Genomic DNA, 24,450 nt, shown 5'->3' with positions numbered 1-24,450 from the left:
GAACCCCATGTCGACCATCCTCATCACCGGCGCCTCGTCGGGTCTCGGCGCCGAGATGGCCCGCCAGTTCGCCGCCCTGGGGCACGACCTGGCGCTGTGCGCGCGGCGTACGGACAACCTCGAGGCGCTCCGCGCCGAGATCGCGGCGTCGCACCCGGCCGTCCGCGTCGAGGTCCGGGCGCTCGACGTCAACGACCACGACGCCGTCTTCCGGGTCTTCGGCGAGTTCCGCGACCTCTTCGGGTCCCTCGACCGGGTCGTCGTCAACGCGGGCCTCGGGAAGGGCCAGCCGCTCGGCACCGGGCGCTTCGACGCCAACCGCGACACCGCGCAGACCAACTTCATCGGTGCCCTCGCGCAGACCGAGGCCGCCGCCGAGGCCTTCCGGGCGCAGGGCTCGGGACACCTGGTGATGATCTCCTCGATCTCAGCGATGCGCGGGATGCCCGGCAACATCACGACGTACGCCGCCTCGAAGGCCGCCGTCGCCCACCTCGCCGAGGGCTTCCGGGCCGACGTCATGGGCACCCCGATCACGGTGACCGTGCTCTACCCGGGCTACATCGTCTCGGAGATGTCGGCGACCTCGAAGGCCACCCCGATGGTCGCCTCGACCGAGCGCGGCGTGCGCTCGATGGTCGCGGCGATCGAGAAGGAGAAGGCCTCGGCCCGGGTCCCGGGCTGGCCGTGGGAGCCGATCGGCTTCGCCCTCAAGCACCTGCCGCTGCCGATCGCCCGCCGGCTGATGGGCTGAGCCGCTCAGTTCCTCAGGCCCGGGCGGTCTGCCGGCCGGACGGCGTCAGCCGCCACTCCCCGTCCTCGCGCTCGACGAGGCCCATCCGCTCGAACTCCCGCAGCCATCCCTCCATCGGCCAGCGGCCCCACCGGCGCCGGAAGAGCGCGCCGTTGTGCAGGATGTCGGCGAGGTGCTCCACCGGCGGTGAGGACGTCGGGTGGTGCTGGTGGTAGGCGCGGGCACCCCCGAGCCAGCCCAGGGTGAGGCCGGCCGAGGTGGCCGTCGCGGCGAAGTCGGTGTCCTCGGCGCCGTATCCGACGTAGCTCTCGCAGAAGCCGCCGGCGCGTCGCCACCCGTCGGCGTGCACCGCGAAGGACAGCGACCAGAAGAGGTCGGGGTCGCCGCCGAGGCGGCGCTCGCCGGGTGCGGGGGCCGGTCGTGAGGCGTGCGGGTCGTCGAGGGCGTCGAGCCCGTCGAGCGGGTAGCCGTCCGGGCCTGCCGGGGGCAGGTAGGTGACCGGTCCCGACCAGAGCACGTCGGGGCGGTCCCGGGCGGCGTCGGCGTAGGCCTGCACCAGCGCCGGGCCCGCGAGGCAGTCGACGTCGAGGAAGACCAGCACGTCGGCGCCGCGCTCCAGGGCCCGGAGGGCGGCGGCGTTGCGGGCGGCCGCCAGGGGCAGCAACCCCGCCTGCACCGGGATCTCGACCACATCCGGAGTCGGTGGGACCGCCGGGTGCCAGGCACGCACCGTGTGGTCACCCATGGCGGCGACGACGTAGTGGTCGGGCACGACCCCGCGCGCCAGGCTGGCGTGCTGCATCCGGAGGTGGGCAGCCCGCCCGTGGACGAGGGTGACGACGGCGACGGTCACGATCCGGCCGCCGGGGCGCTCACCAGGGACGCACTGTCGGAGCCCGCCGCCACGGCGTGCACGACGCCGACGAAGCGGTGCACCGCGCGCCCGTCGCACCACGTCGCCCACTGCTCGCCGTCGAGACGGGCGGTGCGGTCGAGCCGGGCACCCCAGCCCGCGTCCGGCCAGGTCTCGCGCACGCTCACCGGCCAGCCGCCCCGGGCGAGGACGCCAGCGGTGGTGCGCTGCTCGTCGTGCGGCCGGTCCTGGGGCACCACGACCGCCGGTCGGCGCGCGGCCGCCACCTCGGCGAGCGCGTTCTGTCCCGCATGGGTCACGACCACGTCGGCCGCCCGCAGCGCCGCCGTCGGGTCGGCCACCCACGTCCCCGAGGGCCCCCCGAGCACCTGCCACTCCCAGCCGGGCGAGGTGGCGCGGGCGCGGTCGAGCTGGTCGGCGGTGGGACCGCCGCCGCCCGACCCGTTGAGGACCACGACGCGTCGTACGCCGTCGTCGGGTCGCCCTCCCGCCAGCTCGTCGCGGCCGAAGCGCGACAGCGCGCCGAGGCAGCGCAACCGCGCCGCATCAGCGGGCGCGAGACCGCGCACCATGCCCCGGGCCGAGGGCGGCCAGAAGGACACCAGCTCGCTGGAGAGCCCGAGCCCGGCCCGGTGGGGCGCGTCGCCGCGCTCGCCGGGCAGCACGACCGAGACGACGGGTACGCCGTGCAGCCGGGCCAGCATCGCCACCTCGACCGAGACGTCCGAGACCATGACCGAGGGCCGTTGCTCCGCGATCCAGGCCGAGATGCTCGCCATCCGGGAGCGCAGCCCGTCGTCGTCGAGGGGCGCCCAGTGCAGCTGGCCGCGGGCGGCGGCGTCGCGCGGGCCCGGGTCGTCGTCGTCACGCTCGAGCTGCACCCACTCCCCCGCCCACTCCGCGGGCCGCGGCAGCGAGGAGAGTCCGACGACCGGCAGCCGGCACGCGTCGGCGAGCACGAGGGCCCGGTGCAGGTGGCCGTGCCCGTGGTGGTGGACGTAGTAGCCGATCACGCGGCCTCCCGCGGCCGCTCGAGGGCCTGCTCGTAGACCAGCTCGTAGGCGTCGACCATCCGCTCCAGCGAGCACCGCGCGACGGCGGTCCGCCGCACCCGCGCCCGGTCGAGCCGGGCAGCGGCGAGGATCGCCGTGGCCAGCGCGGCGGGGTCGCGCGGGTCGGCGAGGACGCCCCCGCCGTCGACGACCACCTCGCGCATCGCACCCCGGTCGAGGGCCGCGACGGGGGTGCCGCACGCCATCGCCTCGGCGGCGACGAGACCGTAGGGCTCCTCCCACTCGGGGGTCACCACGGCCACGCTGGCGCTGCCGACCAGAGCGCACAGCGCCCGCTGGTCGAGGTGCCCGACGTGGCGGACGTCGTCGCCGAGCCGCGGCCGGACCTCGCGGTCGTAGTAGGCCGCGTCGAGGACGGGCCCGGCGAGCAGCAGCGGCATCCCCGCCCGGCGGGCGGCGTCGATGGCCAGGTGGGGCGCCTTCTCGGGGACGAGTCGACCGCTCCAGACGGCGGGACCGCCACCGGGCCCCGCGACCCAGCGCTCGGTGTCGACGCCGTTGAGGATCGCCCGGCTGGCCACCGTCCCCGCCCAGGCGTCGGAGGTGCAGTTGCTGACCGCGACGAACACGGCCCGCGGCGAGGCGTGCACGAGGGCGGACCTCAGCCACGGGGTCGGCGGGGTGTGCAACGTGGTCACCATCGGCACCGGCACGACGTCGGCCATCGCGACGGGCAGGTGGTGGGTGCTGTTGTTGTGCACGACGTCGAACCGATCGTGCGCCGTGCGCATCAGCTCCAGCATGAGCCCCTGGTAGGCGTGGTGCTCCTGCATCCACCAGTGCGGCGGGATCGAGGTGTCGGGTCGCTCGCCGGGGTCGGGCTCCATCTGCTCCACGGCGAGCTCCCGGAGACCCAGCGACGGGTCGGACCCGGGCGCGGCGAAGAGGGTCACCTCGTGGCCCCGCTCCGACAGCCGTCGGGCCAGCGCGTGGGTGTGCGCCTCCAGGCCCCCGGCGAACGGCTCCCGGATCGGGAACCGGCTGGAGCCGATGATGCAGATCCTCAGCGGCCTCACCGGAGCAGCCGCCGGTAGAGCTCACGGTGTGCGGTGGCGACCTCGTCGCGCTGACGGGCCCGGGCGTCGAGGTCCGCGGGCGGCGGCGGGTCGGTGCGGGCCGTGCGCAGCGCCGTGCGCAGCGACGCGGCGTCGTACCGGCCCTCGCCCATCGCGTAGGTCAGGACCGGCCCCTGGTCGGCGAAGTAGCCGCAGTCGGGCACGACCACCGTGGTGCCGAGGTCGCGGCACGCCTCCAGCCACCCGGAGTGGGTGCCGAAGCGGTAGGGCAGCACCGAGACGTCGAGCCGGGCGAGGTAGTCCCAGAGGTCGTCGTCGGAGAGGTAGTCGTGGACGTGCAGCTCGAGGTCGCCGCGGCGCTCCGCGTCCCGGAGGTACGCCGCCAGCCCGGCGTCGTGGCGCGACCCGCCGTCGGCGAGGACGTCGCGGTGCCCGTTGACGAGCAGCCGGGCGTCGGGCGTCGCCCGGACCTCCTCGACGAGCGTCGGCAGGATCGCGAGGGGGTCCATGCTGGCGCGCAGGCTCTTCACGTGCAGGCCCACCGTCCAGGGACCCTCCGACGGGCGCTCCCGGAGGGCGCGGGCCAGGTCGAGGTCGACGACGTGCGGGTGCGGCACGACGACCGCCTCGATCCCCCAGCGCCGGGCGATCTCGGAGGCCGCGCCGCGGGTGAGGGTGACCACCGCGTCCGCGGACGGGAGGAGCACGTCGAGCTGGGCGTCGTGCTCGCGGCGGTCGGCGTGGTGGGGGTTGCGCAGGTCGTGCACGGTGACGACCAGCGGGATCCCGCGCCGGCGCAGCACGCCCACGAGCTCGCGCAGCCCGTCGGCGGTGCACGTGTCGAAGCCGAACTGGACGTGGAAGACGTCGACGTCCGCCGTCTCGGCCCACTCCGGGCGGAGCATCACCGGCGGCCACCACCGCTGCTCGGCGGACCGGCGCGGGTCGTCGGGGTGCGGGTCGGGCAGGCGCTCGACGCCGTCGTCCCCACCAGCCGGCGACAGGTGTCGGACGTAGACATGACCGGACGGCACGCTCGCGATCCGCAGCACGTCGCTGCTGGACCGGGCGTCCCTCCCCAGGGCCTCCCTCGTGATGCTCACGACGGTGTCGTACCCGCTGGGGCAGGCACATGCGCCGGGTCCACCCCTAGGGGCAGCCGCCGGTCACCGGCCGCGGGCCTCCAGCGCCTCGTCGAGCAGGCCGACCAGCGCCTCGAGCTGGACGTCGACCGACGACGCCACCTCGTCGGCACCGTCGAGAGCACGGGCGGCGAGGCCGGCCTTGCTGTCGATGAGCTCGGCGATCTTGGAGTCGATGGTCTGGGCGGCGATGATGCGCCACGCCGTGACCGGCTCGGACTGGCCGATGCGGTGGATGCGGTCGATGGCCTGGGTCTGCTCGGCATCGGTCCACGAGAGCTCGGCGAGCACCATGTTGGACGCGACCTGCAGGTTGAGGCCGACGCCCGCCGCGGTGAGCGAGCAGACGACGATCGAGGTGTCGGGGTCCGTGGTGAAGGACTCGATGGCCGCGGCCCGCGCCTTGGCGCTCTGGTCGCCGCGGATCGAGACGTAGCTGATGCCCCGACGGGCGAAGCTCTCCTCCGCCTCGTCCATCACGTCGACGTGCTTGGCGAAGAACACCACCTTGCCGACGCTGCGGGCGAGCTGGGCGGTGTAGTCGGCGGCCAGGCCGGCCTTGGCGCGACCGATCCGACGCATCATGGAGAAGACGTTCTCGCCGTCCTTGGCGGCCTCCATGTCCTCGCGCTCCCACTTGGCGACGCGGCGTACGAGGTCGTGGTCGATGCCGTCGACGACCTGGCCGGACGTGCGCGCCTCGAGCGCGGCGTCGTACCGGGAGACGAGGCGGCGGGCGAGCTCGCGCTCGGCCTCGCGGATGGAGCGACCCTCCGCACCCTCGAGCTCGACCGGCAGGTCGGCGACCCGGCGTGCCGGGATGTCGGCGGCGACGTCGATCTTCTTGCGCCGCACGATGCCCATCTCGATGACCGAGCGGCGGGCGTTGGGGTAGAAGCCCGGCTCGCCCGGCATCAGGCCGGTGTCCTCGAGCTTGTTCATCAGCTCGGCGAGCGGCTTCTGGTCGTCGATCCAGCCCAGGAACTGCCAGATCGCGCGGAAGTCCTCGATGTCGTTGATCAGCGGCGTGCCGGTCAGCGCCATCAGCAGCGGACGGGCGACCCGCGCCCGCAGGCGCTGGGAGAGCTCGAGCACGTGCTGGCTGCGCTGCGAGGACTTGTTCTTGATGAAGTGCGCCTCGTCGACGACCATCCCGCGGAAGCCGTGGTCCCCGAGCCAGCCGACGTGGCGGTCGAGCACCTCGTAGTTGACGATCACGATGTCGGCGAAGCCGTCGACCTGCTCGCCGTCGCCGTGGATGACGGTGACGGTGCGGTGCGGCGTCCAGAGGCTGACCTCGTGGGCCCAGTTGGCCTTGACGACGTTGGGGACGACGCACAGGAGCGGGTAGGCGTCGGCGGCCTGCGCGGCGATCAGCGCCTGGGCGGTCTTGCCGAGGCCGGGCTCGTCGGCGAGCAGGAAGGTGCGGTGGCCCTGCGCGGCCGCCGCGACGAGCTGCTTCTGGTGCGGCATCAGGGCGACGCCCGGGGTGCGGGCCGCGTCGGGGGCGGGCAGCGTCATGCAGGCGGACGCGCCCCCGCCGACGTACTCGAAGGACTTGAAGAGGGGCTCGAGGAGCTCCCAGTTGGCCAGCCGGCGGGCCGTCGGCCGGTTGAGCTCGGCGGCGGAGAAGTCCGGCACGAGGAACGGGTTGGCGAGCTGGCGGGCGATGACCGACTGGGGCACGACGCGACGCGGCGACGAGGTCGCGGTCCCCTCGGGCTTGGGCGGCTCGACCTCCTCCGGGGCGTCGATGCCGGCCTGCTTCAGCATCTGGCGGCGCAGGGCGCGAGCGCCCTCGGAGACCTGGGAGTCCTCGGCGAGCAGCTGCAGCAGCGAGGTGTCGCGGGCGGCGGTCTTGGCCAGGATCGTGGCGATGCCGTCGAGGCGCTTGAGCTGCTCGCCCTTGCGCCCCTCGGCGATCTCGGTGTCGGCGTTGATCCGGGAGCGCTCCTCACGCACCAGCAGCGCGACGACCTGGAAGGTCGCACGACCGTGGGGCATGACCTTGCCGCGCTCGGCGGCCTGCTCGACCTCGCGCACGGCGCGGGCGAGCACCGGGATGATGCCCTCGTTGTCCAGGCGCTTGACCTTGGTGCTCCCACCCCGTTGCCGGGACTGGCGCTGTGCGGTCTGGCGTCGGCCTCGCTGAGCCACTCACGTCCTCCTCGGATGCCCGACGTGCGTACGCCGGACAACGTCGCCGCACGCGGTCTGCTCGGTGCGACGCTGTCATCCCCGGGCCGTGCGGTGGTGACAGAACGTCACGCGTCGCAAGCGAATGCCGGGGCTCCACCACTCGGATCAGGCTCGATCGGGCGGCGGAGTGCTCTCCATGTTACCTCCGTCTCCCGCGAATGCGTGCACCGGCGGGTCCCGCGAGCCGATCGGGGCGCCGGGACCCCGGACCGGTCCAGTCAGCCCGGGTCGACAGTGGCGCCCACCGGTCCCGCGCCCCGATGCTGGGTCCGTGAAGGTCCACCACCTCAACTGCGGCACGATGCGCCCGCCCCTGACCCCCGAGCTGGTCTGCCACGTGCTGCTCGTCGAGGGGCCCACGGGCCTGGTGCTGGTCGACTCCGGCTTCGGCCTCGAGGACGTCCGCGACCCCGCAGGTCGCCTGGGCTCGTCCCGGCGCCTGGTCAGGCCGGTCCTCGATCCCAGCGAGACCGCGCTGCGTCAGGTCGAGGGCCTCGGGTTCTCCCCGCACGACGTGAAGGCGATCGTGCTCACGCACTTCGACTCCGACCACGTGGGCGGACTCGCCGACTTCCCCCGCGCGACCGTGCACGTCACCTCCAACGAGCTCGGCGCCGCGCTCACGCCCCGGACCCGCACCGAGCGGCACCGCTACCGCCCGGCGCAGCGCGCGCACGCGCCGACGATCATCGAGCACTCCCCTGCCGCGGGCGACTCGTGGCGGGGCTTCACGGCCGTGGAGCTCGAGGGCATCGCCCCCGGCATCGTGCTGATCGCCCTTCCCGGCCACACCCGCGGCCACGCGGCGGTCGCCGTCGACGCCGGCGAGCAGTGGGTGTTCCACGCCGGTGACGCGTTCTACCACCACGGGCAGGTCGACGGCTCCGGGTCGGCGCCGGCCACCCTGCGCACCATGGAGCGCGCGGTCGCGCACGACTGGGACATGGTGCGGGCCAACCACGCCCGGCTCGCGGGCATGTACGGCGGTCGCGAGCCCGGCGTGCTGCTGGTCAACTCCCACGACCCGGCGCTGCTCGAGCAGGCCCAGCGGGCCAGCGGCGGCAGGCACGCGCGGCGTACCTGACGCTCCGGCCCGCGGGCCCGGGACCGAGGTCAGGCGCTCAGGACTCGGGTGCGACCCGGACCAGCAGCTTTCCGACGTTGCGGCCGACGAGCAGACCGCGGAAGGCCTCCGGAGCGGCCTCGAGGCCCTCGACGACGTCCTCACGGTGGCGCACCGAGCCGTCGGCGACCCAGGCGGTCATGTCGCGCAGGAAGTCCTCGTGGTGGGTGGGCACGAACTCGTCCTGGATGAAGCCGCGCACGGTCAGGCTCAGCGACAGCACCCTGCCCATGAAGGCCGGCAGCTGGTCGGGCCCCTCGGGCGCGCTGGTGGCGTTGTAGCCGGCGACCAACCCGCAGACCGGGATCCGGGCGAAGCGGTTGAGCCGACGGGTGACCGCCGCGGCGACGGCGCCGCCGACGTTCTCGAAGTAGACGTCGATGCCGTCCGGCGTGGCCGCGGCCAGGTCGGCGACGAAGGTCGGCGACCGATGGTCGACGGCAGCGTCGAAGCCGTAGTCCTCGACGAGGATGCGGCACTTCTCCGCGCCACCCGCGATGCCGACGGCGCGGGCCCCCTTGACCCGGGCGATCTGGCCGACGGCCGAGCCCACGGGACCTGCGGCGGCGGCGACGACCACCGTCTCGCCCGGTTGCGGACGGCCCAGCTCGAGCAGCCCGGCGTACGCCGTGAAGCCCGGCATGCCGAGCACGCCGAGCGCCGTGCTGACCGGGGCCGCCTCCGGGTCGAGGCGGCGGGTGTGCCGGGCGTCGACCACGGCGTGGGTCTGCCACCCGGCGAAGGCGAGCACGACGTCGCCCACCTGGCGCGACTCCGCACGCGTCTCCACGACCTCGCAGACGGTGCCGCCGAGGATGACGTCGCCGACCTCGAGCGGGGCGGCGTACGACTTCGCGGCGCTCATCCGGCCACGCATGTAGGGGTCGAGGGAGAGATACAGGGTGCGGAGCAGCACCTGCCCCTCCGCCAGCTCGGGCAGCTCCTCGGTGGTGACCTCGAAGTCGCTGTCGGCCGGCTCCCCGACGGGACGGGCGGCGAGACGGATCTGGGTCGATGTGGTCATGGGCCCATTCAAGGCCATGGGTGGGCGTGCCACGATCGGGGGGCGAGACACCCACCGAGGAGGAACCCCATGGCTCCCAAGATCGCCACCAACACCCGCGTGGAGCGCGACGAGCTGCTCGACTTCGTGCGCCCCCGGCACCGGATGATCCTCATCACCCGCCGCCGGGACGGCAGCCCGCAGGCGTCGCCGGTGACCGGCGGCGTCGACGACTCCGGGCGCCTCGTCATCTCCAGCTATCCGCAGCGGGCCAAGACGCGCAACGCGCGCAGCCGGCCCGAGGTCAGCGTCGTGGTCGTCTCCGACGAGTGGGACGACCCGTGGGTGCAGGTCGACGGCACGGCCGAGGTCGTCGACGCCTCCGACGACGTGGAGCCCTTCGTGGAGTACTTCCGCAACATCGCCGGCGAGCAAGCCGACTGGGACGAGTACCGCCGGGCCATGCGGGAGCAGGGCAAGTCCCTGATCCGGGTCACCCCCGAGAGCTGGGGCCCGGTCGCGACGGGCGGCTTCCCGCCGGGGTCCGCCCGCGACTGAGCGTCACCGCCCCGTCAGGCGGTGACGGGCACGAGCTCGCGCGCCGGACCCATCAGGCCCTCCTGGCGCGCGACGAGGGCGGCGAGGCCGATCGTCGCGAAGGCCGCCAGGACGTTGATGGCCAGCATCGAGATGCTCTTCACCAGGATGAAGGTCGCGAGCGACTGCGACTCGAGCAGCCACAGGGTGGCGGCGGCCTTGGTGAGGCCCAGCACCGCCCACATGATCGTCAGGTTGCGGAAGAGCCGCTGGATCCGCGGGCGCGACGCCAGGTCGTGGTCCATCGGGTAGAAGTCCCCGGCCAGCCGCGCCACCATCGGCCGGGCGCTCGCGAGCGACAGCAGGAACAGCATGGCGACGGCGCCGTCGCTGATGACGGGCTGCAGGAAGTAGAGCCACGTGCTGTCCGCCAGCACCGAGAGCAGGGTCCGGCCGGTCAGCAGGAGCGCGGCGAGGACGAGGAGGCCCGACGTACGACGCCCGGTCAGGGCACGCCAGGCGATCGCACCGTACGACCACACGAGGGCGGCGGCCATCGCGGCCCAGACCCCCGCGACGACGAAGGCCGCGTAGAAGACGACCGCGGGGACGACCACCGCGACGAGCAGGCTCACCGAGACGCGGCGGACGACGGTGAGCAGGCCGGGCCGGTGGTGCGGCGCGACGGGCGGGGTCAGGGACGCGGGCTGGGCGTGGGGCACGGGGACCGGTTCTGCCGGCGGGGGCCGGGCGTGATCGTCGTACGCCGTGAAATGACGGCGGGACCACGACGTCTACGGGTTCCTCGGCCGGGCCAGTCTACGCCCGACGGCGCGTCGGGACCCCCGATTCGTCGTACCGGGGACCTTCGTCCCTGTGCGCGCCCCGGGCCTTCGGCAAGCATGGAGGCAGACGAAGGAGGCTGTCATGTCCACCGAGGACGTCCTCGAGGTCCACCTGGAGGAGCTGGGGCAGCACTCCTGGTGGAAGGCCCTGGCCAACACCCTGTCGGGCAGCTGCGGCAGTGCGCAGTTCCGCTTCGTGGCGCGACCCCCCGGACCGGACGACACGACGGACGACCACGTGCTGGGGGCCACGTTCCCGGTCATGCGGCTGCAGGACCTCGACGACCTGCGCGAGCCCAACGCATGGGTCGACACCGCGCAGGACCGCCTGCGCGAGCTCGACGCCCGCCTGGTCGGCGAGGGGTGGGAGCGCAGGGACACCCCGCACGCGCACTGGTGGTCCCTCACCTACGCCCGTCCATGACGTGGCAGGAGCCGGCGCCGTACGCCGACGGTCTCGGCCGGCTCCTGTCCCCCGGCTTCGACGGGACCAACGGCACTACCCCACACGACGGACGCGGAGCACCGTGGCAGGAACGGGCGTCCTGTGACTCGACGAGCGGAAGTGATGGCGATGGCACCGTGGCGCCGTACGGGCAGGCACGAGGGTGACGAGCGGGTCGAGGCTCCCCGGGGCGTCGTGCAGGTGCACCTCGAGGAGCTCGGCAAGCACGCGTGGCCGGAGGCCCTGCTGGGGGCGGTGCTCGGGGCGGGTGGCGGCCCCCTGTTCCGGTTCGTGGTTGCCGCGCCGGACCCCGACCACGAGGCGTCCGAGCACGCGGCGGCCGGGGAGAGGTTCCCGGTGGTGCGGTTCAGGGACCTCGACGACCGGGCCGCGCCGGACGAGTGGAACGACCTCGCCCACCGACGCCTCGACGAGCTGGAGGCCGAGCTGGTCGCGATGGGGTGGCGACGCCGGCCCGACACCGGGCCCTACTGGTGGTCGCGGCGCTACGACGTGCCGGCGAGCCGGGGCTGAACCGAGCTCGGCGGGACCGGGTCGAGCAGCCGGCCCGAGCGCCACGACCGCTGGACGACCACGGCGGCGACGAAGGCACCGAGCACCCCGAGGGTGAGGTCGCCGAGGGTGTCGCCGTAGGCGAAGGCCCGCTCGGAGGACTTGCTCAGGAACGCGACGTACTCCCCCAGCTCCCACGCGATAGCGGCCGTCGCCCCGAACGCCAGGGCCCGCTCGACGACGCGTCCCAGGCTGCTGTCACGCGGCAGGGTGAGGAGGATGAACGCGGCGGCAAGCAGACCGGTGTTCATGAAGTGCATCCAGTCGTCGAACCACACGACAGTGTCGTAGAGGTCCATCCGGTTGCCGAGCACGTCGGTGAAGCAGGTGATCGTCACCAGCAGGTCGGGGATCCACGGGAACGCCATCCGCTCGCGCCACCACGTCCACCAGATGAAGGGCACGGCGAACGACGCCAGCGGGTAGCCCACCGCGCGGACGCCGGCACCCTTGTCGCGCAGGTGCCCCAGGTCGGGGTAGAGCATGGCCAGCACGAGCAGCAGGACGAGTCCGGCCTTGGCCGTCACGTTGACCGTCTTGGCCACGCCGGGAGTGGCCGACGGGGCGAGCACCACCTCGGTCACGTCTGCACCCCACCCACTCGACGGCGCGCCGTCGGGGCGCAGGAGCCGCCATCGTCCCACCCCGTCGCCCGCAGGGGTGAATCAGGAACGGCGCGGCGTCCGTCACTCCCCCGGCATCGTCTGGATCGCCGTGATGGCGATCGTGTAGACGATGTCCTCCACCAGGGCCCCCCGGGAGAGGTCGTTGACCGGCTTGGCCAGTCCTTGGAGCATCGGCCCGATCGAGATCACGTCGGCGCTGCGCTGGACGGCCTTGTACGTCGTGTTGCCGGTGTTGAGGTCCGGGAAGACGAAGACGTTGGCCCGCCCCGCCACGGGGCTGCCCGGGGCCTTGGTGCGGGCGACCGAGGCGATCGCCGCGGCGTCGTACTGCAGCGGACCGTCGACGAGCAGGTCGGGCTCGCGCTCGCGGACCAGCCGGGTCGCCTCGGTCACCTTGACGACGTCGACCCCGGCACCCGAGGTGCCGGTGCTGAAGCTGATCATCGCCACCCGGGGGTCGATGCCGAAGCGACGGGCCGAGGCGGCGCTCTGGATGGCGATGTCGGCGAGCTGCTCGGCGTCGGGGTCCGGGTTGACCGCGCAGTCTCCGTAGATCACCACCTCGTCGGGCAGGCACATGAAGAAGACCGAGGACACGAGCGCGGCACCGGGGGCCGGGCCGAGGAGCTGGAGCGCCGGCCGGAGGGTGGCCGCGGTGGTGTGCACGGCCCCGGCGACCATGCCGTCCACCTCGTCGAGGCGCAGCATCATGGTGCCGAGCGTGATGGTGTCGTCGAGCTGGTTGCGGGCGATGTCGGCCGTCATGCCCTTGTGGCGGCGGGCCTCGACGAGCGCGTCGACGTAGCGGTCCGCGACCGCGACCGGGTCGACCACCTCGAGCCCCGGTGGCAGCGTCAGCCCCTGCGCCTCGGCCTGCGCGGCGACCTCGTCCGGGGCGCCGAGCAGCACGCACCGGGCGATGCCCATCTCGTGCGACGCCACCGCGGCCCGGATCGTGCGCGGCTCGGTGCCCTCGGGCAGCACGATCCGACGGTCGGCCTCGCGGGCCCGGGTCGCCAGCCGGCGCCGGAACGCCGGCGGGCTCAGCCGGGGTACGTGGTCCGGCGTCGGCAGGGTGGCCAGCCAGCCCGGCTCCAGGGCGTCGGCGACCGCGGTCATCACCAGGCCGGCCCGGTCGGAGTCGTCGATCGGGACCTCGGGGTCCATGTCGTGCACGGCGGTCGCGGTCTCGTAGCTGTTGCGCTCGGTGAGCAGCACGGGCAGCCCGGTGGACGCCGCACCGCGGCACAGCTCCCAGACCCGTGGGTCCGGCTCGACCCCGAGGGTGAGCAGGAGCCCGGCGAAGCGGGTGCCGTTCATCGCGGCGAGGCAGACGCTCAGGATGATCTCGTCGCGGTCCCCCGGGACGATGAGCAGCAGCCCCTCGCGCAGCAGCGGCAGGATGCCCGGCACCGCCTGTGCGCCGACGATGACCGACTTGACCCGACGGTCCTGGTCGCCGGCATTGAGCACCCGGACGTCGAGGCCGCGGACGGCGTCCGACACCCGCGGCCAGCCGAGCTCGGGGCGGTAGGGCACGGCACCGACCAGCGCGAGGTCCCGCCGGGCCAGCAGCCCCCGGATCTCCTCGGTGCGCTCCGTGGTCAGGTCGGGCACCCGGTTGACGACCGCGCCGACGACGCGGGCGCGCTCGCCGCCCTGGTAGGTGCGGGCGGTGATCTCCATCGTCTCGGCGAGGTGCTCCAGGTCCTGGCCGTCGGGCGCCCCCACGAGCAGGACGTCGGCGTCCAGCGCCTTGGCGAGGGCGACGTTGGTGCGTCCGGCGTAGACGAGCCCGGACCCGGGCACCAGCCCCTCGACGACCACGACGTCGTGCTCGGCGACGAGCGGCTCGGCGGCGGCGACGACGTCCTCCAGCAGCGAGTCCAGCTCGTTGCGCGACAGGGCCTGCTCCACCCGGGTGGCGGTGATGGGCTCAGGCGGACGGAGGGTCGAGGTGAGCCGGACGAGCGCGGTGGACCGGTCCTGGTCGGCACCTCGGGCCCGGGGCTGGGCGAGCGGCTTGTAGAAGCCGACCGAGACGCCCTGCCGCTCGAGGGCGTGCACCAGCCCCAGGCAGGTGGCGGTCAGGCCGACCCCGTGGCCGGTGGGGGCGACGAGCAGGGTGCGGGTCATCGGGCCTCCTCCCCCGTCAGCTGCACGGTGTCCCGGGCGATGAGGAGCTCCTCGTCCGTCGGTACGACGATCGCCACGCGGTCGCCGGGTCGGCTCACCCGCCCGCCGGTGCGCCGGCCGTGGTCGGCGTTGGCGTCGGGGTCCTCGGCGATCCCGAGCACCCCGAGGTGCGACAGGATCCCGCGACGCACCTCGGCGGAGTGCTCGCCGATGCCCCCGGTGAGCACGACCGCGTCGAGCCCGCCGAGCGCGACGGCCAGCGACCCGACCGCCTTGGCGGCGCGGTAGCAGAAGACGTCGACGGCCAGCCGTGCCGACGCGGAGCCGGCCAGGGCGGCGTCGCACACCGTGCGCATGTCGTTGCTGAGCCCGGACAGGCCGAGCAGCCCGCTGCGGGTGTTGAGGGCGTCGACGACCCCCGCGACGTCGAGGTCGAGGCGCTCGGCGACGTAGCCGAGCAGCCCGGGGTCGACGTCGCCGCTCCGGGTGCCCATGACCAGCCCCTCGAGCGGGGTGAGCCCCATCGTGGTGTCCATCGACTGACCGCCGCGCACGGCCGCCGCGCTGCACCCGTTGCCCAGGTGCAGCACCACGAGTCGCAGCTCGCCTGCCGGACGGGCCAGCACCTCCGCGGCGCGGGCGCTGACGAAGCGGTGGCTGGTGCCGTGGAAGCCGTAGCGCCGCACGTGGTGCTCGTCGTACCACTCCTGCGGGACGGCGTAGCGGTAGGCCACCGGCGGCATCGTCTGGTGGAACGCGGTGTCGAACACCGCGACCTGCGCCAGCCCCGGCAGGGCGTCGCGGGCGGTCTCGATGCCGAGCAGGTTGGCCGGCATGTGCAACGGAGCCAGGTCGACGAGGGCATAGAGGTCGTCCAGGGTGGCGTCGTCGACCACGACAGACGCGCTGAAGCGGTCGCCGCCGTGCACCACGCGGTGGCCGATCCCGACCAGGGCGTCGCGTTCCTCGTCGGTCAGCGATCCCATGAGGTGCGCCAGCGCGCCGCGGGCGGAGGGGTCGCCGGGCGTGGACGTCTCCTCGTGGTCGCCACGTCTGACGTGCACGACGGCGTCGCTGCTGCCCACGCGCTCGGCCAGCCCTGTCAGTCGCCGCTCCCCGGTGGCAGGGTCGACGAGGGCGAGCTTGACCGACGAGCTCCCGCAGTTGAGGACCAGCACGCACCCCTCGCTCACGCGGGACTTCCCTCGGCCGGGAGCACCCAGTCGCGCACCTCGGGCATGTCCTGGAGGTGCTCGACGACGTACACCTCGTGGGCCGCCAGCCGCTCCTCACACCACCTCATCAGGTCGCTGGCGCCGGGCGGCGTGCGCCGTGCGTTGTTGAGCGCGTCCATCACGAGGTGGTAGCGCGACACCCGGTTGCGCACGACCATGTCGAACGGCGTGGTCGTCGTCCCCTCCTCGACGAAGCCGCGCACCCGGAACCGGTCCGCGTCCGGCCGGCCGTGCACGAGCTGGTGGATTGCGCCGGGATAGCCGTGGAACGCGAAGACGACGTCGACGTGGTCGGTGAACAGCTCGCGGAAGAGGGTCTCGTCCATCCCGTGCGGGTGGTCGCGCACCCGCAGCAGCGACATCAGGTCCACGACGTTGACCACCCGGGTCCGGAAGTGCGGCAGCCGCTCGCGCAGGATCCGGGCGGCCGCCACGGTCTCCATGGTGACCACGTCACCCGCGCAGGCCAGGACGATGTCGGGGTCGGCGGTGCCGTCGTCGGTGCCTGCCCACTCCCACACGCCGGAACCGCGGGCGCAGTGCGCGTCGGCCTCCTCGGCGGTGAGGTACTGCAGCTGGGGCTGCTTGTCGATGACGATGAGGTTGACGTACGACGTGGAGCGCAGGCAGTGGTCGGCCACGGACAGCAGGCAGTTCGCGTCCGGCGGGAGGTAGACGCGGCCCACGGTCCCGCGGATGGTGATGACGTTCTGGATGAGGCCGGGACCCTGGTGGCTGAAGCCGTTGTGGTCGTTGCGCCAGGCCGTCGAGGTCAGCAGCACGTTGAGGCTCGGGACCCGCGCTCGCCACGGCAGGTCCTCGGCCTCCTGCAGCCACTTGGCGTGCTGGATCGTCTGCGACGCGCTCACCATCGCGAACGCCTCGTACGTCGCGAACATCCCGTGCCGCCCGGTGAGCGTGTAGCCCTCCAGCCAGCCGTGGCAGTTGTGCTCGGAGAGCACCTCCATCACCCGGCCGTCGCGCGAGATCCTCTCGTCGTCGTCGGTGACCCGCTCCGCAGACGCGCGGTCGGAGACCTCGAAGACGGCCCCGAGCCGGTTGCTGGTGGTCTCGTCGGGGCAGAACAGCCGGAAGCGGTCCGGGTTGGCGGCGTACACGTCGCGGAGCAGCTCCCCGAGACGGCGGGTGGACTCGAGCCGCACGCTCGCGGGGGACGGTACGTCGACCGCGTAGCCGTGGTGGTCGGGCAGGTCCAGGGCGCGCATGAGCAGGCCGCCGTTGGCGTGCGGTGTCGCGCTCATCCGCAGGTCACCCTCGGGGTTGGCGCGGCGCACGAGCTCGGTCGGGGCGCCGTCGGCGTCGAAGAGCTCCTCGGGGCGGTAGGACCGCAGCCACTCCTCGAGGATCCGGAGGTGGTCCGGGTTCTCCCGGACGGTCGCCAGCGGCACCTGGTGGGAGCGGAACGTGCCGAGCATCTGCACGCCGTCGACCACGTCGGGTCCCGTCCAGCCCTTGGGGCTGCGGAGCACGATCATCGGCCACCGCGGTCGGGTGCCGTCCCAGTCACCGCCGCGGGCGGACTCCTGGATGGCCCGGATCCGCGACCACGCCTGCGCCAGCACTGCGGCGAAGCGGTGGTGCATGCCGGGGAGGTCGGCGCCCTCGACCTCGAGGACGTCGTACCCGTGGCCCTCGAGCAGCGAGCGGACCTCGGCCGGGTCCTTGCGGCCCAGCACGGTCGGTCCGGCGATCTTGGCGCCGTTGAGGTGCAGGACCGGCAGCACCGCGCCGTCGCGCGCGGGGTTGAGGAAGGAGACGCCCTTCCACGAGCCCTCCAACGGGCCGGTCTCGGCCTCGCCGTCGCCCACGACCGCCAGCGCGATCAGGTCGGGGTTGTCCATCACCGCCCCGAAGGCGTGCACCAGCACGTAGCCGAGCTCCCCGCCCTCGTGGATCGAGCCGGGCGTCGTCACGGAGACGTGGCTGGGGATGCCACCGGGTGCGGAGAACTGGCGGAACAGCCGCCTCATCCCCTCGGTGTCGCGGGTGACGTCCGGGTAGGTCTCGGTGCAGGTCCCCTCGAGGTAGCCGGCGGCGACGAGCGCGGGACCCCCGTGGCCCGGACCGGCCAGGTAGAGCACCTCCTGCCCGGTCTCCCGGACCAGCCGCGACGCGTGCGCGTAGACGAACGACAGCCCCGGACTGGTCCCCCAGTGGCCGAGCAGCCGCGGCTTGATGTGCTCGGCGGTCAGCGGCTCCCGCAGCAGCGGGTTGGCCATCAGGTAGATCTGCCCGACGGTCAGGTAGTTGTCGGCCCGCCACCAGGCGTCGAGGGCGGCCACCTCGTCATCGTCGAGCACGGCGAGCCGTGCGGTCATCTCGTCCAGCAGAGCACGGTCCGACATCTGGTGCGTCCTCGTCTCGGTGGCCCTCGGAGTCGTACGACGGGCACGGCCAACGTACCGATCCTCTGCCTCGAAAGCGACGGGTCATGGGTCCTGCGGCGGGCGGACCCTCGGCCCCCTCCGATCGCCCGGACCCCTTCACACGCATACCCCCCGGGGGTATGGTGGGCGGCATGAGCACTCACCACACCCACCACCCCACGGGCACGTCCGGGGCCGCAGACGCGGCGCCGGGCGGGGACGAGGTGGAGTACACGTGCCCCATGCACCCGGAGATCCGTCAGCTGGGACCGGGGTCGTGCCCGATCTGCGGCATGGCCCTGGAGCCGGTCGTCGTCACCGCTGACACGGGCCCCTCGGCGGAGCTGCGCGACATGACCCGCCGCTTCTGGATCGGCGCGGTCCTCACCGTCCCCGTCGTCCTGCTGGAGATGGGCCGACACCTCATCGAGCCGCTGTACGACGCCATCCCCTCCGACGTCGCGACCTGGGCGCAGCTCCTCCTCGCCACACCGGTGGTGCTGTGGGGCGGGTGGCCGTTCTTCGTCCGCGGCTGGCAGTCCGTGCGCACCCGCAACCTCAACATGTTCACGCTCATCGCGATGGGCACCGGCGTCGCCTGGACCTACTCGGTCGTGGCGACCCTGGCACCAGGCATCTTCCCGGCGGCGTTCCGCACCGACGATCCCTCCGGGATGGGCGACGGCATGGTCTCCGCCGCGGGTGCGGGCTCGGTGGACGTCTACTTCGAGGCCGCGGCCGTCATCACGGTGCTCGTCCTGCTGGGCCAGGTCCTCGAGCTGCGCGCCCGCGAGCAGACCTCCGGCGCCATCAGGGCGCTGCTCGACCTCACCCCCCGGACCGCGCGCCGCATCGCCGCCGACGGCACCGACGAGGAGGTCGCCCTCGAGGACGTCCGGCTCGGCGATCGCCTCCGGGTCCGACCCGGCGAGAAGGTGCCGGTGGACGGCACCGTCTCGGACGGCCGGTCCTCGGTCGACGAGTCGATGGTCACCGGGGAGTCGATGCCGGTCACCCGCACCACCGGCGACAGCGTCATCGGCGGCACCCTCAACCAGTCGGGCTCCCTGGTCGTGACGGCCGAGAAGGTCGGCCGCGACACCGTGCTGGCGCGGATCGTGGCCATGGTCGCGGAGGCCCAGCGCTCCCGCGCCCCGATCCAGCGGACGGCGGACCGGGTCGCCGGGGTGTTCGTCCCGGTGGTCATCGGCATCGCCGCCGTCGCGTTCGTCGTCTGGGCCCTCGTGGGCCCCGACCCGCGGCTGGCCCACGCCCTGGTCGTCGCCGTCGCGGTGCTGATCATCGCGTGCCCCTGTGCCCTCGGCCTCGCCACGCCGATCTCGATCATGGTCGGCGTCGGCCGCGGCGCGGGCCAGGGCGTGCTCATCAAGAACGCCGAGGCCCTCGAGCGGATGGAGAAGGTCGACACCCTGGTCGTCGACAAGACCGGGACGCTCACCGAAGGGCGACCGTCGGTGACCGGCATCGTCACAGTCCCCGTCCCCCGCGGGAGCGGCGGGGTCACGGAGACCGAGCTCCTGCGCCTCGCGGCGGGCGTCGAGCGCGCCTCCGAGCACCCGCTGGCGCAGGCGGTCGTCGCGGCCGCACACGAGCGCGGGATCACCGTCCCCGAGGTCGGCGACTTCGACTCCCCCGTGGGGCGCGGCGTCCACGGCGTCGTCGAGGGACACACGATCGCCCTGGGGTCGGCGGACTTCATGACCGGTCGTGGCCTCGACCCCGGACCCCTGGTCGCCGAGGCCGAGCGGCTGCGGTCCACCGGAGCCACCGCGATCTTCGTCGGCGTCGACGACCGGGTCGAGGGCGTGCTCGCCATCGCCGACGCCGTCAAGGCCACCACCCCCGAGGCGCTGGCCGCCCTGCGCACCGAGGGCGTCGAGGTCGTCATGCTCACCGGCGACAACCGGACCACCGCGGGGGCCGTCGCGCGTCGGCTGGGCATCGACCGCGTCGAGGCCGAGGTCCTGCCCGACCACAAGGCCGCCGTCGTGGGCCGGCTCAAGGCCGAGGGGCGGGTCGTCGCGATGGCCGGCGACGGGGTCAACGACGCCCCGGCCCTGGCCGCCGCGGACGTCGGGCTGGCCATGTCGTCGGGCACGGACGTCGCCTTGGAGTCCGCCGGCGTCACCCTTCTCCACGGCGACCTCACCGGGATCGTCAGGGCCCGGCGCCTGTCGGCCGCCACGATGCGCAACATCCGCCAGAACCTGCTGTTCGCGTTCGTCTACAACGCCGCCGGCATCCCCGTCGCCGCGGGCGTCCTCTACCCCGTCACGGGCATGCTGCTCTCGCCGATCATCGCCGCCGCCGCGATGGCGCTGTCGTCGGTGAGCGTGATCACCAACGCCCTCCGGCTGCGGACCCAGCACCTCGGCTGAGGCGGTCACCGGCGCTGCGTACGATCGGGTGCATGACTGCGTCGGGAGCCGGTCCCGACCGACCCTGGCCGCCCAGCGTGTGGAGCTTCTCGGTCATCAGGTGCTGACGGGTCGCCGACCCGCCCACTGACGACCCTTCACACCAGGAGCACCCACCCATGCACATCCACCGCACGAGCACGCCCGCACGCCGGACCACCCGCCTGATCGGGGCACTCGGCCTCGGGCTCGCCCTCACCCTCTCGGCCTGCGGCAACGACGACAGCGCCGCCGACGCACCCACAGCACTCTCCGACACCGAGCACAACGACGCCGACGTCGCCTTCGCGACCGACATGATCCAGCACCACGCGCAGGCCCTGTCGATGGTCGACCTGACCCTCGACCGGAGCCTCGACCCCGAGGTCCAGCAGCTGGCCGAGGACGTCCGGGCGGCCCAGGGTCCCGAGATCGAGACCATGAGCGACTGGCTCCAGGACTGGGACGAGGAGATTCCCGCGACCATGCGCGACCACTCCAACGCAGGTCACGACATGGAGGGGATGGGCGACTCCATGGAGGGGACGGAGTCCGACATGCCCGGCATGATGTCGGGTGAGGACTTCGACGAGCTGGAGAACGCTTCCGACGCCGACTTTCAGGCCCTGTGGCTCGAGATGATGGTCGAGCACCACGAGGGTGCGGTGGAGATGGCCGAGGACCAGCAGGACGACGGGCAGTTCCGCCCCGCCGTCGAGCTCGCCGGGACCGTCGTCGAGACGCAGACCGCGGAGATCGAGCGGATGCAGGAGCTGCTCGCCGGCTGATCGCACCGTCGTGTCGGTACGCCGCTCAGGACGGGCGGCGTACCGACACGACCTCGGGTGGCAGCCCCCACTCGTCGCGCCCCAGCCGCGAGACGGGCTGCAGGTGCTCCATCGCCGGGTGTCCCCCGACCAGCACCTCCCTGCGGACGGTGGTCGCGACGACGTCGCCGAGCACGATCGTCGAGTCGCCGAGCTCGAGCGTCGAGTGCAGCGTGCACTCGATCGAGGCGGGCGAGGCGACGACCCGGCGCGGTCGGACCAGCTCGCTGGGCTCGGTCTCGATGCCCAGCGCCACGGCCTCGTCCACACCGGGGTCGAAGCTCGCCGACGAGTCGTTGACCAGGTCCATCATCGGTCGGGACGCCACGTTGACCACGAACTCCCCGGTCGCCAGGACGTTGGCCAGCGTGTCCTTGTCACCGACCGAGGTGAACTGCACGATCGGCGGTCGCGCGCACGACACGGTGAAGAACGAGTGGGGCGCCAGGTTGCCGACCCCTGCCGCCGAGAGGGACGAGACCCACGCGATCGGGCGGGGCACGACGAGGGCGGTCATCAGCCGGTAGACGTTGACCTCCGGGTCGTCGGAGCGGAAGACGGTGCGGGCTCGGTCCATGCCCCCATCCTCGCCGCCCTCCGGGTCGTAGGTCCCACGAGGTGCGGCCGAGCAGCCCTGCCGCCCGCGCCCGCGGGAGCGGAGCGTGGAGGACGACGGAGCACCGTCACCCCGTCACGGAGGCACGCCATGAGCACGACCGCCCAGCCCGTCCCCGCACGCCCTGTCCCGGTCCACCCCCTCCGGGTCGACGCCCGGCTGGACGAGCCGCTGAGCCGAGGGCTGTGGCTGGTCAAGTGGTTGCTCGCCATCCCGCACTACCTGGTGCTGGCCGCCCTCTGGGCCGCCTTCGTGGTGCTGTCGCTGGTGGCGCTCGTCGCCGTCGTCGTCACGGGCCGCTACCCGCGCGGGATCTTCGACTTCAACGTCGGCGTGCTGCGGTGGACGTGGCGCGTGTCCTACTACACGTACGCCGCGCTGGGGACCGACCGCTACCCGCCCTTCAGCCTGGAGGAGCGCCCCGACTATCCCGCCCACCTCGAGGTCGCCTACCCCGAGCACCTGTCCCGTGGGCTGGCGCTCGTGAAGTGGTGGCTGCTCGCGATCCCGCACTACATCGTCCTGACCCTGTTCCTGGGCGGGGGTGCCTACGCCGCGTCGGACGACCTGTCCACCGGGTGGAACGGCGGCCTCATCGGGATCCTCGTGCTCGTGGCGGGGGTGCTGCTGCTCGTCACCGGGCGCTACCCGCGCGGCGTCTTCGACCTGGTCGTGGGGCTCGACCGATGGACGCTGCGGGTCGCGGCGTACGTCGCCCTGATGACCGACGTCTATCCCCCGTTCCGCCTCGACATGGGTGGCCCCGAACCGGATGCCCGCGTCCTGTCCCTGGACGCCGCGTCCCCCGCAGCCCCGACCGGGACGGTCTCCCCGTCCCCCACGACCGTCCCGGCCGGGCCCGCGGCACCACAGCCCGCCCCGCCGCCCGTCCCGCCGTCGCCCCAGCGGTGGGGTGGTGGCCGGATCCTGGCGGTGGTCGTCGGGTCCCTGATGGCGATGACCTCGCTGGGGCTGCTGGCCGGCGGCGCGGCCCTTGCGGTCGGCGACAACCTCCTGCGCGACGACGACGGCTACCTGATGAGCCCCGCGACCAGCCTCGAGTCGCCGGGACTGGCGGTGACGTCGCGGGCCGTCGAGCTCGAGACCGATCCCGCAGGCGTCGACCTGGCCAGCCGCTGGCTCGGCACGGTGCGGGTCGTGGCCCGCTCACAGACCCCGGACGACGTCTTCGTGGGGGTGGGACCCTCCTCGGACGTGGATGCCTGGCTCGACGGGGTCGCCCACTCGACGATCGTCGAGCCTCCGGGCGGGGAGGGCGATCCGGACACGGTGTTCATCGACGGCGACACGGCCACGCTCCCGCCGGGCGACGAGACGTTCTGGGCTGCGTCGGCCTCGGGCGAGGGCAGGCAGGCGCTGGTCTGGGAGCCGGAGGACGGCGACTGGACGGTCGTGGTCGCCAACGCCGACGGCACCGCTCCCGTCGTGACGCGGGTCGCGGTCGGCGCCGAGGTCCCCGTGCTCGACGCCGTGGCCATCGGGCTGGTCGTGGCTGGCGCCCTCCTGCTCCCACTCGCGGCTCTGGTCCTGTGGCTCGCCGTACGCCGCCGGGCGACGCCCGCGGACGTCGCACCCCGGGACGTCAGCTCGTCGGTGTGAGGTCCGTGGCCCGGGGCCGGCGACGAGGGATACCGGGGTGGAAGCGGTCCGGCGGGGTGGGTGCCTGCTGGGACATCAGTCCTCCTCACCCGGTCGACCGGACCGTGCGCGGGTGGTGGCGGGGACCATCGGGGCTCCCCCGTCGGTCGATACCGTCGTCTCGGCGTCCCGGATGCCCAGGCGTCGTCGTACCGCCCGGGCCCACGGCTGGGGGGACCGGTCGAACTCCGCGGCCACGACGGTGGCGGCGACCACGATGAAGGAGATGCAGAGCAACCAGCCCACGAGGGCGACGGTGACCCCGAAGAGCCCGTAGCGGTCGCTGTAGGTCTCCATGAGGCGCGGCATGTAGATGGTCGACGCCACCCCGTAGAGGCTCGAGCAGGTGCCGGTCAGCAGGCCGGCAGGCAGCAGCCGACGCCAGGCGACCCGCCGGTCGAGCAGGAGCCACGGGATGGAGGTCCACAGCAGCAGGCTGGCCCCGACTGTGACGGGCACGGCGAGCACCCAGTCGAAGGGCAGCATCCGGACGAGCGAGCGGACGAGGTAGAGCAACGACACCTCGATCAGGAGTGCGGCCAGGCCCAGGGCAGCGTTGACGGGCCCCCGGACCCCCGGGATCGGTGACAGCTGCCACGCCGTGAGGTACATCCGCTGGAGACGCCGCGTGAGCGAGACCCCCGAGTAGAACAGGAGCAGCAGGCTCAGCACCCCGATGCTGCCGGTGTCCGAGTGCGCGAAGACGACCTCGACTGCCTGGGCCGAGTCCCCCGTCAGGCCGAACCTGCGGATGATGGAGTCGGAGACCAGGGTCGAGCTGCCCGCCGGCAGGAGCGCCGACACCAGGATCAGCAGCGGGATCAGTGCGGTGAAGGCCTGCGAGGCGATGACCATGCTGCGGTCGAGGGCCTGCATCTCCACGAAGGACGCGACGCACCTGCCGAGGAAGGTGGCCTCCAGGCGACTCCTGAGGGCCTGCAGGTCGACGGGTGCCACGCGGTG

At 73.4% G+C, this 24,450-nt stretch carries 21 protein-coding genes; 8 read left to right on the top strand and 13 right to left on the bottom strand.

The genetic code is table 11. From position 1 onward, the window contains the following. The first annotated feature begins 7 nt into the window (after window positions 1–7). Window positions 8–754, top strand: a complete 747-nt coding sequence (locus DAE25_RS05690) for an SDR family oxidoreductase (RefSeq protein WP_107765243.1) — start codon at window positions 8–10, stop codon at window positions 752–754. Between the two features lie 13 nt (window positions 755–767). On the opposite strand, the gene DAE25_RS05685 is transcribed toward DAE25_RS05690, so the two are convergent. The 5 genes from DAE25_RS05685 to DAE25_RS05665 form a co-directional block, all read right to left on the bottom strand. After that, a complete protein-coding gene (locus tag DAE25_RS05685) occupies window positions 768–1,607 on the bottom strand; it encodes a glycosyltransferase family 2 protein (RefSeq protein ID WP_107765242.1) in 840 nt (279 codons plus the stop codon). Continuing rightward, window positions 1,604–2,641 carry a glycosyltransferase gene (locus tag DAE25_RS05680; RefSeq protein ID WP_107765241.1) on the bottom strand — a complete coding sequence of 346 codons (1,038 nt, stop codon included), beginning with the start codon at window positions 2,639–2,641 and terminating at the stop codon, window positions 1,604–1,606. The genes DAE25_RS05685 and DAE25_RS05680 overlap by 4 nt, the downstream gene beginning before the upstream one ends. Continuing rightward, complete coding sequence (locus DAE25_RS05675; RefSeq protein WP_107765240.1) at window positions 2,638–3,717, bottom strand: glycosyltransferase; 1,080 nt, start codon at window positions 3,715–3,717, stop codon at window positions 2,638–2,640. Before DAE25_RS05675 ends, DAE25_RS05680 begins: the two co-directional genes overlap by 4 nt. Continuing rightward, window positions 3,714–4,820, bottom strand: a complete 1,107-nt coding sequence (locus tag DAE25_RS05670; RefSeq protein ID WP_234410873.1) for a glycosyltransferase — start codon at window positions 4,818–4,820, stop codon at window positions 3,714–3,716. Before DAE25_RS05670 ends, DAE25_RS05675 begins: the two co-directional genes overlap by 4 nt. 63 nt (window positions 4,821–4,883) lie before the next feature. Beyond that, window positions 4,884–7,016, bottom strand: a complete 2,133-nt coding sequence (locus DAE25_RS05665; RefSeq protein ID WP_107765239.1) for a DEAD/DEAH box helicase — start codon at window positions 7,014–7,016, stop codon at window positions 4,884–4,886. Window positions 7,017–7,329: 313 nt separating this feature from the next. Between DAE25_RS05665 and DAE25_RS05660 the strand changes: the two genes are divergently transcribed. Further along, window positions 7,330–8,142 carry an MBL fold metallo-hydrolase gene (locus tag DAE25_RS05660; RefSeq protein WP_107765238.1) on the top strand — a complete coding sequence of 271 codons (813 nt, stop codon included), beginning with the start codon at window positions 7,330–7,332 and terminating at the stop codon, window positions 8,140–8,142. Between the two features lie 37 nt (window positions 8,143–8,179). Here the strand turns inward: DAE25_RS05660 and DAE25_RS05655 are convergent, their stop codons facing one another. After that, entirely contained in the window at window positions 8,180–9,205 is a 1,026-nt protein-coding gene (locus tag DAE25_RS05655; RefSeq protein WP_199907449.1) for an NADP-dependent oxidoreductase, read from the bottom strand. 69 nt (window positions 9,206–9,274) lie between these two features. On the opposite strand from DAE25_RS05655, the gene DAE25_RS05650 reads away from it, so the two are divergent. Further along, the gene (locus DAE25_RS05650; RefSeq protein ID WP_107765236.1) at window positions 9,275–9,742 is read left to right on the top strand and encodes a PPOX class F420-dependent oxidoreductase; all 468 of its coding nucleotides are present in this window, start codon (window positions 9,275–9,277) and stop codon (window positions 9,740–9,742) included. Window positions 9,743–9,756: 14 nt separating this feature from the next. Here the strand turns inward: DAE25_RS05650 and DAE25_RS05645 are convergent, their stop codons facing one another. After that, entirely contained in the window at window positions 9,757–10,443 is a 687-nt protein-coding gene (locus tag DAE25_RS05645; RefSeq protein ID WP_107765235.1) for a VC0807 family protein, read from the bottom strand. A 205-nt stretch (window positions 10,444–10,648) separates the two neighbouring features. Between DAE25_RS05645 and DAE25_RS05640 the strand changes: the two genes are divergently transcribed. After that, window positions 10,649–10,990: a hypothetical protein gene (locus tag DAE25_RS05640; RefSeq protein WP_107765234.1), complete on the top strand. Its 342-nt coding sequence runs from the start codon at window positions 10,649–10,651 to the stop codon at window positions 10,988–10,990. A 144-nt stretch (window positions 10,991–11,134) separates the two neighbouring features. Beyond that, a complete protein-coding gene (locus tag DAE25_RS05635; RefSeq protein WP_159083600.1) occupies window positions 11,135–11,545 on the top strand; it encodes a hypothetical protein in 411 nt (136 codons plus the stop codon). Here DAE25_RS05635 and DAE25_RS05630 read toward each other — a convergent pair. The 4 genes from DAE25_RS05630 to DAE25_RS05615 form a co-directional block, all read right to left on the bottom strand. Further along, window positions 11,518–12,168: a hypothetical protein gene (locus tag DAE25_RS05630; RefSeq protein WP_107765232.1), complete on the bottom strand. Its 651-nt coding sequence runs from the start codon at window positions 12,166–12,168 to the stop codon at window positions 11,518–11,520. The two genes, DAE25_RS05635 and DAE25_RS05630, sit on opposite strands and share 28 nt — an antisense overlap. Before the next feature lie 102 nt (window positions 12,169–12,270). After that, the gene (gene pta / locus DAE25_RS05625) at window positions 12,271–14,346 is read right to left on the bottom strand and encodes a phosphate acetyltransferase (protein ID WP_107765231.1); all 2,076 of its coding nucleotides are present in this window, start codon (window positions 14,344–14,346) and stop codon (window positions 12,271–12,273) included. Then, a complete protein-coding gene (locus DAE25_RS05620) occupies window positions 14,343–15,539 on the bottom strand; it encodes an acetate/propionate family kinase (RefSeq protein WP_107765230.1) in 1,197 nt (398 codons plus the stop codon). Before DAE25_RS05620 ends, pta begins: the two co-directional genes overlap by 4 nt. Then, entirely contained in the window at window positions 15,536–17,947 is a 2,412-nt protein-coding gene (locus tag DAE25_RS05615) for a phosphoketolase family protein (protein ID WP_234410872.1), read from the bottom strand. The genes DAE25_RS05620 and DAE25_RS05615 overlap by 4 nt, the downstream gene beginning before the upstream one ends. A gap of 173 nt (window positions 17,948–18,120) precedes the next feature. On the opposite strand from DAE25_RS05615, the gene DAE25_RS05610 reads away from it, so the two are divergent. After that, the gene (locus tag DAE25_RS05610) at window positions 18,121–20,367 is read left to right on the top strand and encodes a copper-transporting P-type ATPase (protein ID WP_325050361.1); all 2,247 of its coding nucleotides are present in this window, start codon (window positions 18,121–18,123) and stop codon (window positions 20,365–20,367) included. Window positions 20,368–20,525: 158 nt separating this feature from the next. Beyond that, window positions 20,526–21,173, top strand: a complete 648-nt coding sequence (locus DAE25_RS05605) for a DUF305 domain-containing protein (RefSeq protein WP_107765228.1) — start codon at window positions 20,526–20,528, stop codon at window positions 21,171–21,173. 25 nt (window positions 21,174–21,198) lie between these two features. Here the strand turns inward: DAE25_RS05605 and DAE25_RS05600 are convergent, their stop codons facing one another. Next, window positions 21,199–21,789, bottom strand: coding sequence for a flavin reductase family protein (locus DAE25_RS05600; RefSeq protein WP_107765227.1), 591 nt, complete (start codon window positions 21,787–21,789; stop codon window positions 21,199–21,201). Window positions 21,790–21,918: 129 nt separating this feature from the next. Here DAE25_RS05600 and DAE25_RS05595 point away from each other — a divergent pair, with 129 nt between their 5' ends. Beyond that, the gene (locus DAE25_RS05595) at window positions 21,919–23,448 is read left to right on the top strand and encodes a DUF4389 domain-containing protein (protein ID WP_107765226.1); all 1,530 of its coding nucleotides are present in this window, start codon (window positions 21,919–21,921) and stop codon (window positions 23,446–23,448) included. Window positions 23,449–23,523: 75 nt separating this feature from the next. Here the strand turns inward: DAE25_RS05595 and DAE25_RS05590 are convergent, their stop codons facing one another. Next, window positions 23,524–24,444 (bottom strand): YhjD/YihY/BrkB family envelope integrity protein, encoded by a 921-nt coding sequence (locus DAE25_RS05590; RefSeq protein WP_107765225.1) that lies wholly within the window; start codon window positions 24,442–24,444, stop codon window positions 23,524–23,526. Between the last annotated feature and the right edge of the window lie 6 nt (window positions 24,445–24,450).

The sequence above is a fragment of the Nocardioides terrigena genome (assembly GCF_003047265.1).
In the GTDB taxonomy this organism is placed as follows: domain Bacteria; phylum Actinomycetota; class Actinomycetes; order Propionibacteriales; family Nocardioidaceae; genus Nocardioides; species Nocardioides terrigena.
This window is presented reverse-complemented; position numbering and strand designations above follow the sequence as displayed.

What these genes read in the sequence shown, in the direction of transcription:
- DAE25_RS05690 (WP_107765243.1), top strand. Translation starts at nt 8, where the DNA reads ATGTCGACCATCCTCATCACCGGCGCCTCGTCGGGTCTCGGCGCCGAG.
- DAE25_RS05655 (WP_199907449.1), bottom strand. Translation starts at nt 9,205, where the DNA reads ATGACCACATCGACCCAGATCCGTCTCGCCGCCCGTCCCGTCGGGGAG.
- DAE25_RS05650 (WP_107765236.1), top strand. Translation starts at nt 9,275, where the DNA reads ATGGCTCCCAAGATCGCCACCAACACCCGCGTGGAGCGCGACGAGCTG.
- DAE25_RS05640 (WP_107765234.1), top strand. Translation starts at nt 10,649, where the DNA reads ATGTCCACCGAGGACGTCCTCGAGGTCCACCTGGAGGAGCTGGGGCAG.
- DAE25_RS05635 (WP_159083600.1), top strand. Translation starts at nt 11,135, where the DNA reads ATGGCGATGGCACCGTGGCGCCGTACGGGCAGGCACGAGGGTGACGAG.
- pta (WP_107765231.1), bottom strand. Translation starts at nt 14,346, where the DNA reads ATGACCCGCACCCTGCTCGTCGCCCCCACCGGCCACGGGGTCGGCCTG.
- DAE25_RS05615 (WP_234410872.1), bottom strand. Translation starts at nt 17,947, where the DNA reads ATGTCGGACCGTGCTCTGCTGGACGAGATGACCGCACGGCTCGCCGTG.
- DAE25_RS05610 (WP_325050361.1), top strand. Translation starts at nt 18,121, where the DNA reads ATGAGCACTCACCACACCCACCACCCCACGGGCACGTCCGGGGCCGCA.
- DAE25_RS05605 (WP_107765228.1), top strand. Translation starts at nt 20,526, where the DNA reads ATGCACATCCACCGCACGAGCACGCCCGCACGCCGGACCACCCGCCTG.
- DAE25_RS05600 (WP_107765227.1), bottom strand. Translation starts at nt 21,789, where the DNA reads ATGGACCGAGCCCGCACCGTCTTCCGCTCCGACGACCCGGAGGTCAAC.
- DAE25_RS05595 (WP_107765226.1), top strand. Translation starts at nt 21,919, where the DNA reads ATGAGCACGACCGCCCAGCCCGTCCCCGCACGCCCTGTCCCGGTCCAC.